The organism is Curtobacterium sp. ME26 (genome assembly GCF_903970945.1).
GTDB classification, from domain to species: domain Bacteria; phylum Actinomycetota; class Actinomycetes; order Actinomycetales; family Microbacteriaceae; genus Curtobacterium; species Curtobacterium citri.
Window position 1 is genome coordinate 68283 of record NZ_CAJCKG010000004.1, and the last position, 14819, is coordinate 83101.

Annotated in this window: 13 protein-coding genes; 5 read left to right on the forward strand and 8 right to left on the reverse strand. The window is 71.6% G+C overall.

Features of this window, described 5'->3' with window-relative positions; all coding sequences use genetic code 11:
- The 7 genes from rhaI to H7A69_RS02665 all read right to left on the reverse strand — a co-directional run bounded on the left by rhaI (position 1) and on the right by H7A69_RS02665 (position 9376).
- Positions 1-1173 carry an L-rhamnose isomerase gene (gene rhaI / locus H7A69_RS02635; RefSeq protein ID WP_182045627.1) on the reverse strand — a complete coding sequence of 391 codons (1173 nt, stop codon included), beginning with the start codon at positions 1171-1173 and terminating at the stop codon, positions 1-3.
- A gap of 208 nt (positions 1174-1381) precedes the next feature.
- Positions 1382-3652 carry a family 78 glycoside hydrolase catalytic domain gene (locus tag H7A69_RS02640; protein WP_182045628.1) on the reverse strand — a complete coding sequence of 757 codons (2271 nt, stop codon included), beginning with the start codon at positions 3650-3652 and terminating at the stop codon, positions 1382-1384.
- 120 nt (positions 3653-3772) lie between these two features.
- Entirely contained in the window at positions 3773-4591 is an 819-nt protein-coding gene (locus tag H7A69_RS02645; RefSeq protein ID WP_259346053.1) for a carbohydrate ABC transporter permease, read from the reverse strand.
- A gap of 68 nt (positions 4592-4659) precedes the next feature.
- Entirely contained in the window at positions 4660-5589 is a 930-nt protein-coding gene (locus H7A69_RS02650; protein ID WP_411469343.1) for a carbohydrate ABC transporter permease, read from the reverse strand.
- Positions 5590-5594: 5 nt separating this feature from the next.
- Complete coding sequence (locus H7A69_RS02655) at positions 5595-6914, reverse strand: ABC transporter substrate-binding protein (RefSeq protein ID WP_182045629.1); 1320 nt, start codon at positions 6912-6914, stop codon at positions 5595-5597.
- A gap of 257 nt (positions 6915-7171) precedes the next feature.
- A complete protein-coding gene (locus H7A69_RS02660; protein WP_182045630.1) occupies positions 7172-8266 on the reverse strand; it encodes a LacI family DNA-binding transcriptional regulator in 1095 nt (364 codons plus the stop codon).
- A gap of 99 nt (positions 8267-8365) precedes the next feature.
- Positions 8366-9376 carry a LacI family DNA-binding transcriptional regulator gene (locus H7A69_RS02665; protein WP_182045631.1) on the reverse strand — a complete coding sequence of 337 codons (1011 nt, stop codon included), beginning with the start codon at positions 9374-9376 and terminating at the stop codon, positions 8366-8368.
- Positions 9377-9597: 221 nt separating this feature from the next.
- Here H7A69_RS02665 and H7A69_RS02670 point away from each other — a divergent pair, with 221 nt between their 5' ends.
- Entirely contained in the window at positions 9598-9861 is a 264-nt protein-coding gene (locus tag H7A69_RS02670) for a type II toxin-antitoxin system prevent-host-death family antitoxin (RefSeq protein WP_182045632.1), read from the forward strand.
- Positions 9854-10129 carry a type II toxin-antitoxin system RelE family toxin gene (locus H7A69_RS02675; RefSeq protein WP_182045633.1) on the forward strand — a complete coding sequence of 92 codons (276 nt, stop codon included), beginning with the start codon at positions 9854-9856 and terminating at the stop codon, positions 10127-10129. The genes H7A69_RS02670 and H7A69_RS02675 overlap by 8 nt, the downstream gene beginning before the upstream one ends.
- 52 nt (positions 10130-10181) lie before the next feature.
- Here H7A69_RS02675 and H7A69_RS02680 read toward each other — a convergent pair whose 3' ends face one another.
- Positions 10182-11192 (reverse strand): threonine aldolase family protein, encoded by a 1011-nt coding sequence (locus H7A69_RS02680; RefSeq protein WP_182045634.1) that lies wholly within the window; start codon positions 11190-11192, stop codon positions 10182-10184.
- A 59-nt stretch (positions 11193-11251) separates the two neighbouring features.
- Between H7A69_RS02680 and H7A69_RS02685 the strand changes: the two genes are divergently transcribed.
- From H7A69_RS02685 to H7A69_RS02695, 3 genes are all read left to right on the forward strand, one after another.
- The gene (locus H7A69_RS02685; RefSeq protein WP_182045635.1) at positions 11252-12166 is read left to right on the forward strand and encodes a metallophosphoesterase; all 915 of its coding nucleotides are present in this window, start codon (positions 11252-11254) and stop codon (positions 12164-12166) included.
- A gap of 116 nt (positions 12167-12282) precedes the next feature.
- The gene (locus tag H7A69_RS02690) at positions 12283-13614 is read left to right on the forward strand and encodes an LCP family protein (protein ID WP_182045636.1); all 1332 of its coding nucleotides are present in this window, start codon (positions 12283-12285) and stop codon (positions 13612-13614) included.
- 72 nt (positions 13615-13686) lie between these two features.
- Entirely contained in the window at positions 13687-14748 is a 1062-nt protein-coding gene (locus H7A69_RS02695) for an NADP-dependent oxidoreductase (RefSeq protein ID WP_182045637.1), read from the forward strand.
- The last annotated feature ends 71 nt before the right edge of the window (positions 14749-14819 follow it).

The window sequence follows — 14819 nt, forward strand, 5'->3', positions numbered from 1 at the left end:
CTACGCGCCCCAACCGGCCTGCACGCCGCCGACGCGGTCCTCGGCGATCCGGCGCTGGTAGCCGGAGTCGAGGTAGGCCCGCATCGGGTCCGCGGGCAGTCCGCGGGACTCCCGCCACTCGGCGAGGTCCTTCCGGACGTCGGTCTGGAAGGCGTCCATGAACAGCTCGTTCGCGCCGAGCACGTCGTGTGCCTCCTGCGCGGCGGTCAGCGCGACCCGGTCGAGGAGCAGTGCTCGGGCGGTCATCTCCTGCACGTTGAGCACCGAGCGGATCTGACCGGGGATCTTGTCCTCGACGTTGTGGCACTGGTCGAGCATGAACGCCACGTCCGGGTCGTCGTAGCCGCCACCGCGGATCACCTCGACCAGGATCCGGAACAACTGGAACGGGTCGGCGGCGCCCACGATGAGGTCGTCGTCGGCGTAGAAGCGCGAGTTGAAGTCGAAGCTGCCGAGCTTCCCGAGGCGCAGGAGCTGCATCACGATGAACTCGATGTTCGTGCCCGGCGCGTGGTGGCCGGTGTCGAGGCAGACCATCGCCTTCGGCCCGAGCGCCGCGGTCTGCACGTAGCTCGTGCCCCAGTCCGGGACGTCCGTGTGGTAGAACGACGGCTCGAAGAACTTGTACTCGAGCACCAGGCGCTGGTCGTCGCCCAGCCGGTCGTAGATCGTGCTGAGGGACTCGTGCAGGCGGTCCTGGCGCGAGCGCATGTCCTCCTGTCCCGGGTAGTTCGACCCCTCGGCGAGCCAGATCTTCAGGTCGCGGCTGCCGGTGGCGTGCATGACGTCGATGCACTGCAGGTGGTGGTCGATCGCCTTCTGCCGGATCCGTTCGTCCACGTGGGTGAGGGCACCGAACTTGTAGTCGTCGTCCTGGAACGTGTTCGAGTTGACCGTGCCGAGCCGGACGCCGTGCTCCTCGGCGTGCCGCTTGAGGTCCGCGAAGTCGTCGACGAGGTCCCAGGGGATGTGCAGCGCGACGGTCGGGGCGAGGCCCGTGTACCGGTGCACCTGCGCGGCGTCGGCGATCTTCTCGTACGGGTCGCGTGGCGTGCCCGGCGTGGAGAACACCTTGAAGCGGGTGCCCGAGTTGCCGAAGGCCCAGCTCGGGAGTTCGATCTGCTGGGCCGCCAGTTGTCCGGCGATCCCCGCGAAGCTCGGGGTTGATGTCATCGTGCACTTCCTCGTGGTCGATTGAATCGTTTCATACGGTACGCCTCGCAGCGTCGGCGCGCAAGCGGTGTGGCCTGGTGGCGGAGCAAGCTGGTGATCCGAACCAGGGGGCCGACGTCGAACCAGGCACCGGAGCTGGTTCGACGTCGCTTCCGTGGTTCGTCACAGGCCAGGCTCCCCGCCGGTGCCCCGCCACACCGCGACGCCGCTACGCAGGTACGCCCGCCGGCGCCCGGAACGTGTGCGTGCCGGCACCGACCGGCCGCTCCTCGGCCCCCGGGAGCACCACCACCGCGTCGACGCCCTCCGGCACCGTGGCCTCGACGACGAGCTCCCCGTCGACGAGCTCCCACCGGACCGCGATCCGCCCGTGCACGCTCTCGTACGCGGTCGCCGCCCAGGTCAGGCCGCCGCCCGGCTGCGGTGCGATCCGCACCGACGCGTAGCCCGGCGCGGTCGCTGTCAGGCCGCCGACCACGCGGTGCATCCAGTCCGCGACGGCACCGAGCGCGTAGTGGTTGAACGACGTCATCTGCCCGGGGTTGATCGACCCGTCCGGCAGCATCGAGTCCCAGCGCTCCCACACCGTGGTCGCGCCCATCGTCACCGGGTACAGCCACGACGGGCACTCGGTCTGCAGGAGGAGCCGGTAGGCGTCCTCGAGGTGCCCGGTCTGCGTCAGCGCGTCGGTGATGAACGGCGTCCCCGCGAAGCCCGTCGAGATCCGGTACCCGGCGGCCGCGGCGAGCTCCGCCAGACGATCTCCGGCCACGGCCTCCTGCTCCGGCGTCAGGATCCCGAACACGATCGCGAGCGTGTACACGGTGGTCGCGTCCGACGTGATCCTGCCGTCCTCCTGCAGGTAGGTGGTCCGGAACCCGGCCTGGAGGCGCGCGGCCAGATCCCGGAACTCGCTCGCGTCCCGGCCGAGCAGCTCCGCCACCTCGGCCACGATCGACGCCGACCGGAACGCGCAGATCGTGGCGACCACGCCCTTGTCCGCCTTCGCGTCGGCCGGGGCCTCCGGCGGCGCGTCCGGGTCGAGCCAGTCGCCGAACTGGAACACCGTGTCCCAGACGTCCTGCGGGGACAGGTGGTCGCGGACCCGCCGGACGTGGGCGACCATCGAGTCGAACTGCTCGGCGAGCACGGTCGTGTCGCCGTACGCCTGGTACAGGGTCCACGGCACCCAGACGCCGGCGTCCGACCAGACCGCGGTGGCGTCCGGCTTGCCGAAGTCCTCGGCGGGGGAGTACTTCAGCACGTCCGGCACCACGAACGGGATCACCCCGTCGGCGTGCTGCTGCTCGAGCCACACGTCGCGCAGCCAGTCCTCGAGGAACGCCTTCGTGTCGAACAGGTAGGCGGCCGTGGGGGCGAAGGCGGCGATGTCGCCCGTCCAACCGAGGCGTTCGTCGCGCTGCGGGCAGTCGGTCGGCACGCTGAGGAAGTTGCCCTGCATGCCGCGGACGACGTTGTCGTGGAAGGTGTCGAGCAGCTCGTGGCTCGACGCGAACGTGCCCGTCCTGTGCAGGTCGCTGCCGACCTGCACCGCGGTGAGCGCCGCCCGCAGGGCGTCCTGCGAGCCGGGCCAGCCGTCGACGGAGGCGTACCGGAAGCCGTGGAAGGTGAAGCGCGGCTCGAAGACGTCCTCGCCCCCGCTCAGCGTGAACCGGTCCGTGGCCGCCGCGGTCCGCAGCGGGCGGGTGCCGAGCTCGTCGTGCTCGAGGACCTCGGCGTGGCGGAGCGTCAGGACCGTGCCGGCCGGTCCGGTCGCGGTGACCCGGACCCAGCCGACCAGGTTGACGCCGAAGTCCACCAGGGTCGCTCCCGACGGGCTCGTCCAGACCTCGACGGGTGCGATCTCCGCGAGCGGGCGGACCGGCGGCACGGTGTCGGCGACGAGCTCCCGTTCGCCGAGGTCCACCGTGTGCACCGCCGAGCCGCCCTCGACCGCACCCGGACGCTGCCAGTCGTCGGGCACGCGGGCGTCGACGTCCTCGCCGTCGTAGAGCTGGTCGGCGGTGATGCCGCTCGGCAGCGCTCGCCACGACCCGTCGGTCGCGACACGCTGCTCGTGGCCGTCTGCGAACCCGATCCGGAGCTCGGCGGCACCGGCGCGCTCGTCGGTGTACCACCCGCCGCCGCCGCCCCACGCGAGGCGACCGGCGGCCCACCCGTTCCCGACGACGAGCGCGAGGACGGCATCGCCGCCCGGCTCGGTGCCGACGAGGTGGTCGGTGACGTCATGGGAGACGACCCGCACACGCCACTCGTAGCTCGTCCACCCGGGTTCGAGCAGGTGGTCGGAGACCCGGCGGCCGCCGAGCCAGGCCTCGACCACGCCGAGGGCGCTGAGGGCGAGGGTGGCGCTCGTCACGTCGCCGTGGCCGGTGTCGAGGGTGAACTCCCGGCGCAGGATCGGTGCGCTCCCGAGGTCGTCGTCGCTCGCGAGGAACGATGCGGTCCAGGTGGTCATGTGGTGGGTCCTTTCACGCGACCGGTCGTCGTCGACCGGTGCTGGTGTCGTGGACCGAGCCGCCCGTGGTGGTGGGGCGACTCGGGGGAGGTTGTCCGTTCCTCCCGGCCGGGTCGGGCGTCAGCCCTTGACGGCGCCGCTGGTCATGCCGGCGACGATCTGCCGGTTGAAGAAGACGTAGAGGACGAGCGGCGGGATCGTGATGAGCAGCACGTCCGTGAACAGCAGGTTCAGCTGGCTGACCGACTGGCTCTGGAAGGCGTAGAGCGTCTGTTGCACCGTGGCGTTCTCGGAGCCCGGCAGGAAGTACAGCGGGTTGGTGAAGTCGTTGAACACCGTGACTGACTGCACGAGGACGACCGTGATGATGACGGGCTTGAGCAGCGGCAGGACGACCCCGAAGAACAGGCGGATCGGGCCAGCGCCGTCGAGGACCGCGGCCTCGTCGAGCTCCTTCGGGATGGTGGCGACGAAGGCGCGGAACAGCAGGATGCAGAACGACAGGCCGAAGGTCGCCTCGATGAGGATCATCCCGCCCATCGTCTTGAACAGGTTGAGCCCCTGCAGCACCCAGATCGTCGGGACGATGGCGGGCGGCACGATGAGACCGGCCAGGACGAAGAAGTTGATGACCCCGTTCCACCGGCTCGGACGGCGCTGGAGCGTGTAGCCGACCATGGCCGAGAACACGACCATCACGACGACGCTGCCGACCGTGAGCACGGCGCTGTTGACGAACGCCCGGAGGATCCCGCCGTCGCCGGTCTGCAGCACGGTCGCGAGGTTCTCCCACAGCTGGAACTGCGTCGGCAGGGTGAAGCCGAGCTGGTTCGCGTCCGCGGGTGACTTCATCGCCTGCAGCAGGATGAACACGAACGGCACGAGGAACACGACGAAGCTGACGACGATGGCGATCGTGCCGACGGTCCACCGTTGCACGGTCTCCCGCTTGACGGGCCGTCGGACCGCCGCCGCGGGGCGGCCGGCTCGTCCGAGTGCTGGTGCGGTCACAGGTCCGCCTCCTTGCGGTTGATGAGCCAGGAGATCGGCACCATGATCGCCGTGACGACGACGAAGAGCACGACGTTGCCCGCTGTGGACAAGCCGTAGAAGCCGGCCTGGTACTGCTTGTAGATCACGCTCGCGATGACGTCGCTCGTGAAGCCCGGACCGCCGCCGGTCATCGCCCAGATGAGGTCGAAGGACCGCAGGCCGCCGATGAGCGACAGGATGATGACCGTCCCCATCGCGGGTCGCGAGAGCGGCAGGGTGATGTTCCTGAAGATGGTCCACGAGCTCGCGCCGTCGACTCGAGCCGCTTCGAAGTACTCCTGCGGGATCGCGACGATGCCGGCGATGAAGATCAGCGTGGCGATGCCGACGCCCTTCCAGATGTCCACCGCCGCGACGCTCCAGAGCGCGAGCGCCGGATCGGTGAGCCACCCCGGTGTGGGGAGGCCGACCGAGCCGAGCACACCGTTGATGATCCCGTGGAACGGGTCCATCAGCGCCTTGAAGGTGATGCCGATGCCGATGGTGGACACCAGCACGGGGAAGAACACCACCGCTCGGAGGTAGCCGCGCCCGAGCACGGGGCTCGTGAGGAGCAGGGCGAGGGCGAGTCCGAGGACCACCTTCGCCGCGCTCGTCACGAACCCGTACTCGAACGTGTGGATGAACCCCGAGACGAGCTGCGGGTCCTGGAAGAAGCGGACGAAGTTGTCGAACCCGATGAAGGTCTGGTCGAACAGCGTCCAGCGGGTGAGCGAGAAGTAGAACCCGGCGAAGGTCGGGACCGCGAAGAACACGACGTACAACGCGATCGCCGGGATGAAGAACCACGCCGGGTAGTACGAGCGCATCTTCCTGCGCGCCGGACCGGGGCCGGCCTGCATCGTCTCCGGCGGAACGGCCGCCGTCGTGAGCGTCGCGGTCACCGTCCTCACCAGTCCTTGATGCCGAGCTGCTGGGCCTGCTGCACGACGTCCTGGTCGTACTGCTTCGCGCCCACGGCGGCCGAGGAGATGCCGGAGCCGACCTGGATGCAGATCTTCTCGAGGTTCGGGCCCTTGATCGGGGACAGGAACTCGAGCGCCGGGCTCGCCTTCTCCTCGTCGAGGTACTTCTGCAGGTCACCGATCATCGGCGGGACAGAGCTCGGCAGGGAGCAGGTCGAGATGACGTACGGGCCGCCGGGCGTCCCGGTGTCGTTCTGGATCCCGCAGCCCTCGGAGGAGTTCGCGAACGCGATGAACTTCTTCGCGGCGGAGAGCTTGTCACCGGTCGTCGTCTTCGGGACGTACAGGCCGTTCGGCTCCCAGATCGTGAGTCGTGTGTCGGACGCGTCCTGCGCCGGGATCGCGAACGCGCCGATGTCGTCGACCTTGCTCGGGTTGTCCTGCTGGATCGTCGAGATCGCGTTCGTGAGCATCGGGTACTGGGCGCCGGTGCCCTCGGTGAGCATCTTGAGACCGTTCGCCTGGGTGGCCGACGCGTAGTCCTGGTTGAGCAGGCCCTTGTCCTCGACCTCGGCGAGGTGGTCGAAGCCGGCGAAGGCCGGGTCCTTCGTGTAGGACTCCTTGTGGTCCGTGTACTCGGAAGCCCAGTCCGACTGCTGCGCGGTGATGTTCGCGAAGTCGGCGAGGACGAAGAGCTGGCTCGTCCAGGTGTCGCCGTACGTCTGGATGATCGGGGCGACGTCGCCGGCGTCCTTGATCTTCTCGCTGTTGGCGATGAACTCGTCCCACGTCGTCGGGACGCTCAGGCCGAGCTTCTCGTAGACCTTCTTGTTGTACATGATCGCGCCGCCGAAGCTCGTGCCGAACGGGGCGCCGTACATGCCCTTGCTCGTGCTGACGACCTTCGTGAACTGCGGGTCGACGTCCTTCGCCCACGACTGGTCGGAGAGGTCGACGAGGGTGTTGTCCGGGTTGAGCGCCTGCAGGAGCGAACCGGAGTTGTAGTTGAAGACGTCGGCCATCTCGCCGGTGGACAGCTGCGTCTTGATCAGGTTGTCGCCGTCGGTGCCCTGCGGGCGGGTGTCGAGCTTCACCGTGATGTCCGGGTTCGCCTTCTCGAAGGCGGCGATCAGCGGCTTCGCGGTCGCGGCGGTGGCCGGACCGTTGTCGATCAGGTAGCTGATCTCGACCTTGCCGCCGCTGCTGCCGCCGGAGTCGCCGGACGAACACGCGGTCAGTCCGCCGATCAGGACCGCCGCGCCGCCGATGGCGATCAGACGCGTGGTCAGGGAACGAGCTGACATTCCTTACCTCCTCGTAAGGCCCGGTGTGGGGTACCCCGGGTGGAACGGACCCGGTCCGCCGCTACGGTGCGGAGTCCGGTGCTGGTGCTTAGAACGTTTCAATCGGAATGGAACCACGGCGGTTGAAGCGTGTCAATCGCTGATCCCGATTCGTGACGAAGTGCGCGCTCACTCGGTTCCCGTCCGGCGGATCGGCTCCGTGGCCACGGGCCGGTCGCCGCGCACGCGCTCGGCCGGGCGATCCCCCCGGTCCGCTCCTACGCCTCGGTCCGCCGCGGGTCGCTCGGCCGCCCCGCCCGGGCCGCCGCGACCGCCCGCGCCCGACCCACCGTGCTCTCCCGGGGGACGAGCTCGCTGCCGAGCACCACCGTCCGGTGCACGTGCGACGACGCCGGTTCCGACAGCTCCGCGTGCAACAGCTCGACCGCGACGGCCCCCATGTCCTCGCCGTGCTGCGTCACCGACGTGAGCGGCACGGCGCCGCCCCACGCGATCGAGTTGTGGTCGCACCCGGTCACCGGGATGTCCTCCGGCACGCGGATCCCCGCGGCGCGCAGCTCGGTGACGACCGCCATCGCGAGCAGGTCGGTCACCCCGAGCACGCCGTCGGGCCGCTCCTCGACGGACATCGCCGCGATCCGGGCACCGGCGTCCGTGCCGCCCGGCGGATCGATGTCCCCGGCGTCGACGTCGACGAGCGCCACGCCGGGGTGTTCGGCGACCGCCCGGAGCAGCCCCGCTCGTCGTCGTGCAACGGGCTGCAGGTCCGGTCGTGCGCTCACGAACCCGATCCGTCGACATCCCTCCTCGATCAGGTGCGTCGCCGCCACGTACCCGGCCTGCTCGTTGTCGACCACGACCGCGCACGCGTCGACGTCCTCCGGCTCGTGGTTCACGTAGACGACCGGGAGCCCGTGTTGCCGCGCCGCTTCGACCTGCGCCCGCGAGGTCGTCATCGACGCGAGCAGGATCCCCGACACCCGCGTGCTCTCCATGAACGCCAGGTGCTCGGCCTGCGCGTCGAGGTCGTCGTCGCTGTTCGTCACGATCAGCGTGTCGCCCCGCTCGCGCGCTGCTGCCTGGGCGCCGCTGACCATGTCCGTGAACAGGGAGTTCCGCAGCGAGGTCACCACGAGTCCGATGGAGCGCGTCCGTCCGGAGACCAGCGCACGGGCGTTCCGGTTCGGCGTGTACCCGAGGGCCGCGATCGCGTCGCGCACCCGGGCCGCCGTCGCATCGGCGACGCGTTCCGGGTGGTTCAGCACGTTCGAGACGGTCGCCAGCGACACACCCGCCCGGGCGGCCACGTGGTGCACGCTGGGCGGTGCGTCGCGGCGGGGGACGTGCACCATGCCTCGATGCTAGGGGTGCGCCTGCGCCGGACGGGAGGCGCGGTGCCGGGCCGCCCCGCGCCTCCCGGCCGGTCGTGGGCGGGTCCGCGACCGGGCGGGTCAGCGCTCGGGGACGGTGGACTGCCGGACCACGAGCTCCGGCGTGAACTCGACGTGCTCCAGCGCGATGCCCTGCCCCTGCTCGACCTGCGCGACGAGCAGTTCGATGGCCCGGCGGCCGAGGTCCTGCGCCGGCTGGCGGACCGAGGTCAGCGGCACGACGGCGGCCTCGGCGAAGGCGATGTCGTCGTACCCGACGATGGCGACCTCTTCCGGCACCCGGACCGAACCGCGCATGATGAACGCCTGCTCGAGCCCGACGGCGAGCAGGTCGTTCGCCGCGAAGACGGCGTCCGGGCGCTCCGTGGCGGGGCGGGCCTGGAGCTCCTCGCCGATCCGGCGGCCCTCGAGGACCGACAGCGACGTGGTCGGGAGGACCTCGAGCGTGGCGCCGGCCTCGGCTGCTGCGGCCGCGGCGCCCGCGTGGCGGTCGGCGACCTGGCGGATGCCGGAGGGGCCGCCGACGAACGCGATCCGGCGGCGTCCGATCCCGGTGAGGTGCTCGACGGCGAGTCGGCCGCCCGCGACGTCGTCGACGGAGACGGACGCGAAGTGGTCGTCGTCGGCGCGACGGTCCACCAGCACGACGGCGGTGCCCTGGTCGCGGAGCCGTTCGAGGCGTGCGAGGTCGTCGCCCGCCGGGGAGACGAGCAGGCCGGCGACGCGGCGTTCCTCGAACAGGTCGACGTACGTCTGCTCGCGGTCGGCGGACTCGTCCGAGTTCCCCACGAGGACGGCCAGGCCGCGGGTCATCGCAGCGTCCTCGGCGCCGCGGGCGACGTCGGTGAAGAACGGGTTGCCGCCGTCGAGCACGATGAGACCGACCGTGGAGCTCCGGCCCGCCCGGAGCTGCCGCGCCGAGTCGTTGCGCACGAAGCCGAGCTCGGCGATCGCGGCCTGGACCCGGTCGACCGTCCCGGGCGCGACCTTGTCCGGTCGGTTGAGGACGTTCGAGACCGTGCCGAGGGACACGCCAGCGAGCGCTGCGACCTCCCGAACGCTCACCGCCATGTCGTCATCCTGGCACGGGGTGGGTGCCGGACCGCTCAGTGGATCGTCACCGGCAGGCCGACAGCAGCAGCGCGGCGGCCAGCACCAGCGTCGAGCCGGTCGTCCGCACGCGTCCTCGTCCCACGGGGCCAGGGAAGCACGTCCGCGGTCGGGTGAGGATCACGATCCGGCATCGACCGCCGGTGGTTGCAGGTGAACCGTACCGATCGTACGATCAGTACATGTACAACCTGCCCGCGAGCGAAGCCCGTCAGCGGTGGTCCGACCTGCTCGACCACGCGCACCGCGAACCGGTGGCGATCACCGTCCGAGGTCGGGAGCAGGTGGTCGTGCTCGAGGCGGACCTGGCACACCGCGCGCTGCAGGCGCTCGAGGACGCGATCGACCGAGCAGCGGTCGACGCCGTCCGTCGCGAGTTGGAGGACGACCCGCAGACCCTCCCGCTCGAGGACGTCGCTCGTGAGCTCGGGATCACGCTTGACTGATGTTCCCCCGCCGGAGTACCGGGTCGAGTTGACGAAGCGCGCGGCGAAGACGCTCGCCAAGGTCGATCGCGCCGTGCAGCGTCGTCTGCTCGCGGCGTTGGTGCTGCTACGGTCCACGCCGCGTCCGCCCGGTGCCACGGCGCTCGTCGGACGCCCGGGGGAGCTCCGTGTCCGGGTCGGCGATCACCGCATCGTGTACGAGGTCGTCGACGACCGCCTGGTCGTCCTGGTGCTGCCGATCGGCCACCGTCGCGACGTCTACCGGTAGACGTCGTCACGTGCAGGCCGGAGGGCCGTCCGTCCACGGCGGCCGCCGGGGGTCAGCGCGGGATCGCCGCCAGGACCTCGGCGGCCCGGGCCGTGTCCTCGGCACTGACGTCGAGGTGCGTCACGAGCCGGACGCTCCGCGGCCCGAGCTGCATGACCCGGACACCCTGCTCCGCCGCCGCCGTGACGAAGGCCGCGGGGTCGGCCACGTCCGCGAACACGATGTTCGTGTCGACCGTCGCCGGGTCGACGCCGAGCGCCGCCGCGAGCACCCGCGCGTTGGTGTGGTCCTCGGCGAGCCGCTCGACGTGGTGCTGCAGCGCGTACCGGCCGGCGGCCGCGAGGAAGCCGGTCTGCCGCATGCCGCCGCCGTACCGCTTCCGCCAGGTCCGGGCGGCGGCGACGTGCTCGCGGGAACCGACGAGCACCGAGCCGACCGGTGCGCCGAGGCCCTTCGACAGGCAGACGGACACGGTGTCGAAGCCGTCGGCGAGCTCGCGGAGGGGGACCCCGGACGCGACGTGTGCGTTCCAGAGCCGGGCACCGTCGAGGTGCACCGCGATGCCGTGCTCGCGGGCGAAGGCCTGCACCGCCGTGACCTCGTCGCGGGGTTGGACGGTGCCGCCGCCGAAGTTGTGCGTGTTCTCGATCGCGATCGCCGTCGTCGACACGCTGTACGCCCCGGCGTTCGGCTCCGCGACCTCGGCCACCGCCGCGGCGACGAGCCGTCCGCGCTCGGACGGCCAGGTCCGCGTGGTTATGCCGGAGAACACGGCGGCCGCACCGAGCTCCGCCCGCACCACGTGGGCGCGGACGTCGGCCAGCAGTTCCTCCCCGGGGGCGACGTGCAGCCGCAGCCCGAGCTGGTTCGCCATGGAGCCGGTGGGGGTGAAGAGCCCGGCCTCGTGCCCGAGCAGGTCCGCGACCTCCCGCTCGAGGGCGTTCGTCTCCGGGTCCTCGCCGAAGACGTCGTCGCCGACCTCGGCCTCGGCCATCGCCCGGCGCATCGCCGGGGTCGGGCGGGTGACGGTGTCGGAGCGCAGGTCGATCGGGGCGTCGGTCACCAGGCAACGCTAACGCGCCGTCCAGACCGTGGACGACCGGCGTCGCTACCGTGTGCCGCATGCAGCCGCCCGCAGCCGGAACCCTCCGCATCCTCCACCTGTCCGACACGCACCTGACCGGTGACGGCGCCCTGCACCAGGGGTCGGTCGACACCACCGCCGCGCTCGACGCCGTCCTCGCCCACGTCGAGGGCGTGCCGGGGGTCGGTCTCGTCGTGATCTCGGGCGACGTGTCCGAGGACGGCAGCGTCGAGTCGTACCGGACGGTCCGCGAACGCGTCGGCGGCTGGGCGGAGCGACACAGTGCCGCGTTCGTCGTCGTGCCGGGGAACCACGACCTCCGCGAGGGGTTCCGCCAGGTGTTCGCGAACGGGCACGTCCTCGGCGAGGGCGGTCGTCCGCTCGCGCACACCATGGAGTACCTGCCGCCGAGCGTCCCCGTCTCGGGCTGGTCGACCGTCGCGGGGTTCCGCATCGTCACGGTCGACACGAGCGTTCCCGGCGCCGGGTACGGCGAGGTCAGCGAGACCGCGGCCGAACGGCTGCAGGCAGCGCTCACCGGGGACCCGGTGCCGCACGGCACGCTCGTCGTCCTGCACCACCCCCCGGTGCCGTCCCCGACGCTCCTGCACGAGGCCCTCCGCCTGCAGGACCCCGAGCACCTCGCCGCGCTCCTCGACGGGTCCGACGTCCGGGTCGTGCTCGGCGGCCACCAGCACCACCACGCGGTCGGGTCTCTCGCCGGCGTCCCCGTGCTCGTCGCCCCCGGCGTCGCCAACGACACGGACGTCGTCGGGCCGTACGACGAGGAGTCCGCCCACGTGGCGGCGGGCGCGCTGGTGGTGGACGTCGCGACGGACGGCTCGGTCTGGTCGACGCCGGTCCGCGTCCCGCGCCCGGACAGCGACCCGATCGCGTTCGTGCTGGACCGCGAGACGGTCGCGCGCATCGCCGCGCAGGCGGGCAGGCCGTGACGCTCCGGCGGCCTCCCGTCCGACGGTCGTCGCCTCCCGCCGCCGCGCCCCGGGTTGGGGGCAGAGGCGCGCGGAGCCCTCCGGTAGCGTCGGAGCGACCAGGACAGGGGGACACGGTGGCCGCGAGTGCACGGGGACCGCAGCGTCGCACGGGCAGCGGAGTACGCCACGGGAAGCTGCGGCGCAGCCGACCGGTCGCGACGCTCCTCGGCGTCGTCGGCACCGCCGCGGTCGTCGCCCTGGTCAGCGTCGGCAGCGTCGCGGCCATCGCCGCGAACGACCTCCGGGGCAACATCGCCACGGTCGAGCTCGGTCCCGGCGACCAGGCCCGGGCGGCGCGCCAGGACATCAACGCGATCCAGGGCGGCGCGAACATCCTGCTCATCGGTTCGGACACGCGTGTCGGCCAGGACGCCGAACCGGAGGACACCGAGGGCGCCCGCAACGACGTCACGATGCTCGTCCACATCAGCGAGGACCACTCGCAGGTGACGGCGGTGTCGTTCCCGCGGGACACGATGGTGCCGATCCCGTCGTGCACGGATCCCGACACCGGCGCGGTGAGCCCGGCGCAGCCGAAGGCGATGTTCAACACCGCGCTCGCCCAGGGCGGGCCGAACGGCGGCGTCGCCTGCGTGGTCCGCACCGTGGAGAACCTGACCGGTCTGACGATCCCGTACGCGGGGCTCGTCACCTTCGACGGCGTGATCTCGATGAGCAACGCGCTCGGCGGGGTGACGGTCTGCCTCGCGAAGCCGATCTCGGACGGCTCGTTCCTGAACCTGCCCGCCGGTGAGGTCGCGCTCCAGGGCGACGAGGCGCTCGCGTTCCTCCGCACCCGCCACGGTGTCGACGACGGCAGCGACCTCGCGCGGATCAGCAACCAGCAGGTGTTCCTCTCGGCGATGCTCCGCAAGCTCACCGACGAGGACGCCCTCGCCAACCCGGTCACGCTGTTCCGGTTCGCGTCGGCGGCGACGTCGAGCATGACGCTCTCCGAGGGGCTGAACCGGACGAACACCCTCGTGTCCCTCGCGGCGGCGCTGCGGGACACCGACACCTCGGACATGCTGCTCGTGCAGTACCCCACCGCCGACGACCCGGACGACCGCAACCGCCTGGTGGTCGAGCAGGACGCCGCGCACCTGCTCAACACCGCGCTGCAGGACGACCGGCGCACGCAGCTCGCCGACGGCTCGATCGGACGCGGCGCCGTCGCGGCACCGGACGCCGCCGCGCCGGGCTCGTCCGCCGCCCCGGCTGCTCCGGCTCCGGACGCTCCGGCGTCGAGCGCTCCGGCGGACGGCACGACAGCGTCGGGTGGCGGCACCCCGGCGGCGTCGACCCCGGCGTCGTCCGCTCCCGCCCCGGGCACGCCGACCGCACTGCCGTCGACGATCACCGGGCAGAGTGCGGCGGAGCAGACCTGCTCGAAGGGCTCCCGCTAGGTACCCCTGGCTCACGGACACCGCCCCGGGGTCACGAGTACACCGGAGCCATGCCCACGGAAGGAGCCACCCATGCGCGTCGGTAGTGCAGTGCAGTACGACCGGTACGGCGGGTTCGACGTCGTCGACCTCGTCCCGCAGGAACGTCCCGAACCCGGCCCCGGCGACGTGGTCGTCGAGGTCGTCGCCGCCGGTCTCAACCACGTCGAGCGGTTCCTCCGCGAGGGGAAGCTCCGCGACCACGTCGACCTGACGTTCCCGGCGCACCAGGGCGTCGACTTCGCCGGCATCGTCCGTGCCCGCGGCAAGGAGGTGCGCGACCTCAAGGTCGGCGACGAGGTCATGGGCCACGCGCCCGAGGGCGGTGCGCACGCGACCTGGATCCGCGTCCCGCGCGGCGCGGTCGTGAAGAAGCCCGAGCACGTCGGGTGGGAGGTCGCCGGCGGCCTCTACCTCGCCGGCGCCACCGCCGCGACGATCGTCCGCGGGCTCCGCCTGGGGCCGGAGGACACCGTGGTCATCACGGCGGCGGCGGGCGGGGTCGGGCACATCGAGTGCCAGCTCGCCCACGACGCCGGAGCGACCGTCATCGCTCTCGGCAGCCCGCGGAACCACGACTACCTGCGGCAGATCGGCACACTCCCGGTGGCCTACGGCGACGGCGAGGAGGACCGCATCCGCTCGATCGCCGACGGTCGCCCGATCACGGCCTTCATCGACAACCACGGTGGCGACCGTGAGACCGGTCTCGCGGCCCGGCTCGGCGTGCCCGCGGAACGCGTCGTCTCCTCGGAGGACCGCCGCGACGTCGAGATCCGCTTCCTCCGCGCACCCGCCGAGGACGAGGAGGCCCGCGACCTGCTGACCATGCTCGCGAAGGCCGTGCAGGACCGTCGCGTGCAGGTGCTCATCTCGGGGTTCTACCCGTTCGAGTACATCGTCGACGCGTACGAGGACCTCGCCGAGATGCGCTCCCGCGGCAAGGTCGTCATCGGCATGCAGACGGTCGAGACCGGAGCGCGCCTCGACTGGTACCGCTCGGAGAAGGCCCGCGACCTGCGCGACCGGTACGCCGAGCAACGCGGGTCGGACACCGAGACGATGGCGGGCGGGTCGGCGAGCCCGTCGGCCTGACCGGCGTCCGGCCGACGGACGGCCCCGTTGTCCCACGAGACGCCGGGGCCGTCGTCGGGACGGCCCCGTCG

Coding starts and splice junctions, on each gene's coding strand:
- rhaI (WP_182045627.1), bottom strand. CDS start 1,173: ATGACATCAACCCCGAGCTTCGCGGGGATCGCCGGACAACTGGCGGCC.
- H7A69_RS02640 (WP_182045628.1), bottom strand. CDS start 3,652: ATGACCACCTGGACCGCATCGTTCCTCGCGAGCGACGACGACCTCGGG.
- H7A69_RS02655 (WP_182045629.1), bottom strand. CDS start 6,914: ATGTCAGCTCGTTCCCTGACCACGCGTCTGATCGCCATCGGCGGCGCG.
- H7A69_RS02660 (WP_182045630.1), bottom strand. CDS start 8,266: ATGGTGCACGTCCCCCGCCGCGACGCACCGCCCAGCGTGCACCACGTG.
- H7A69_RS02665 (WP_182045631.1), bottom strand. CDS start 9,376: ATGGCGGTGAGCGTTCGGGAGGTCGCAGCGCTCGCTGGCGTGTCCCTC.
- H7A69_RS02670 (WP_182045632.1), top strand. CDS start 9,598: ATGTACAACCTGCCCGCGAGCGAAGCCCGTCAGCGGTGGTCCGACCTG.
- H7A69_RS02685 (WP_182045635.1), top strand. CDS start 11,252: ATGCAGCCGCCCGCAGCCGGAACCCTCCGCATCCTCCACCTGTCCGAC.
- H7A69_RS02695 (WP_182045637.1), top strand. CDS start 13,687: ATGCGCGTCGGTAGTGCAGTGCAGTACGACCGGTACGGCGGGTTCGAC.